General features: G+C 42.8%; 3 protein-coding genes. All 3 read left to right on the top strand.

What is annotated here, in order from left to right; genetic code table 11:
• On the top strand, positions 1–153 hold a 153-nt coding region (locus A3738_RS19655), incomplete at its 5' end, for an ABC transporter permease (protein ID WP_197473932.1).
• Positions 154–186: 33 nt separating this feature from the next.
• On the top strand, positions 187–645 hold the full coding sequence (mlaD, locus tag A3738_RS19660; protein WP_068475088.1) for an outer membrane lipid asymmetry maintenance protein MlaD: 459 nt from the start codon (positions 187–189) through the stop codon (positions 643–645).
• A gap of 10 nt (positions 646–655) precedes the next feature.
• Positions 656–999: ABC transporter substrate-binding protein (locus A3738_RS19665; RefSeq protein ID WP_197473933.1), on the top strand; the 344-nt coding region annotated here is incomplete at its 3' end.

Genomic DNA, 999 nt, shown 5'->3' on the forward strand with positions numbered 1-999 from the left:
GTTGTAACTTGGATCGCGGTTTTTCAAGGTTATGATCTGATTCCAACTTCTGAAGGAATTAGTAATGCGACGACCAAAACGGTCGTTTATTCGTCATTAGCTATCCTTGGTCTAGACTTTCTGCTTACTGCAGTGATGTTCGGTGGTCTGTAAAGATCGCTTTGATGGAACTAAATGAGAATATGTATGTATAACAAATCAGTCGAATTAGTTGTGGGATTGTTTATGGTCGCAGGAATGGCCGCTCTGATATTTCTCGCACTGCAAGTTAGTGGCCTGTCGCTCGATTCACAAAAAGACTCGTACAAAGTCTATGCCCAATTTGATGATCTGGGTGGTCTGTCTGTTCGTGGACGTGTCTCGATGGCTGGTGTGGCGATAGGTCGCGTGAGCGATGTAAGTCTTGATAAAGAATCTGCAATGGCTTTGGTGGAAATGGAAATTTACGCCGAAGTCGATAACTTGACGACTGATAGTGTTGCGTCAATTCAAACCTCTGGGTTGTTAGGAGATAAGTTTGTCGCAATAAGTGTTGGTGCTGATGAAGAGTATCTGCAAGACGGCGATACTATTTTTGATACGCAGTCAGCCTTAAATCTTGAAAAATTGATCGGTGCATTCGCATCGGGTCAAGCAGACATTTAAGAGATAAAATATGTTTAGTGCACGATTGGCGGGTATTGTTTTCCTTCTCGTTGCCATGTTCACAGCTAAGGTTCATGCGGATGAATCGGATGTTGTAAAGCAAGCGGTTGAGCAAAATGTTGCTCAGATATTGGCGACCTTTGAAGCGGAAAAAGAGGGTTACGAAACAAACCCAGAAGTGTTCTACGCGAACATGGAAAAGGCTATCAGTGGTATTATCGATTTTCGTCGAATTGCTGCGCGCGTGATGGGAAAATATGCAAAACGTGCAGATAAAGATCAGCGTAATCGCTTTGTCGAAGCTTTTAAGTCAAGTTTATTTCAGAGTTATACGAGAGCTATTATCGAGCAAGG

It is taken from the genome of Oleiphilus sp. HI0066 (genome assembly GCF_001635725.1).